The 785-nt window shown below is 55.8% G+C and carries 1 protein-coding gene; it reads left to right on the top strand.

Annotated elements, in window-relative coordinates; translation table 11 throughout:
• Positions 1-785: phage head morphogenesis protein (locus AK963_RS29950; RefSeq protein ID WP_175404756.1), on the top strand; the 785-nt coding region annotated here is incomplete at both ends.

The raw sequence follows: 785 nt of genomic DNA, 5'->3' as shown, positions 1-785 counted from the left end.
ATATTCAGAACCAACCTGCAGAGCGCCTATGCCGTCGGCCAGTGGCAGAGCATCCAGGCCAACAGCCAGGCTGCCCCCTTTTTGATGTATGACGCCGTAGAAGACCACCGCACCCGACCAGAGCATCAACAGTGGAACGGCACCGCCCGTCCGTTAGACGACCCATTCTGGCAGACCCACTATCCACCCAATGGCTGGAATTGCCGGTGTGGTGTGATTCAGCTGACCAAAGAGGAGATGGAACGACATAAAATACCCCTGTCGCCAAAGCCAACCATCAAGAAGCGCCTGTGGATAAACCCCAGAACCGGCAAAGCCATGACGGTGCCCGTGGATTTAGACCCCGGCTGGGATCATAACCCCGGCAAAGCCCGCATGGACAAGCTGCGCCAGCTGGAGAAGGAAAAAGCCCTGCAGCTAAAACCCGGCATGCAGCGGGCATTAAAGCAGGGAGCCCATGCTGCGAAGCAGACAAAGCAAAAGTACCTCACACAATTAGCCGCCAACACCGCCCTGAAGAAGTTGGGACAGGCCAGTGTTGACGGCACCTTTATCGCCCAGAAACAGAAAGCGATTCAGAAAGCAGCGCAGCACCAGCTGGACACCGCCATCGCCGAGAAAACGCCCTATTTATCCAACGCCATTAAACAGCTGCAGAAGCAGAAAGGCACCGCCAACCTCACCCCGAAAGAGCTGCTGGACAGCGCCAAAGCGAAAGCCGAGACCATTAAACAGTCAGTGCTGATCAACCAATACAAGAAAGCCATCATTGACGGCAAGGCACC

Source organism: Endozoicomonas atrinae (genome assembly GCF_001647025.1).
GTDB lineage: Bacteria > Pseudomonadota > Gammaproteobacteria > Pseudomonadales > Endozoicomonadaceae > Endozoicomonas > Endozoicomonas atrinae.
Note: the sequence above shows the minus strand (reverse complement) of the source record. Positions and strands in the feature narration are given on the sequence as shown.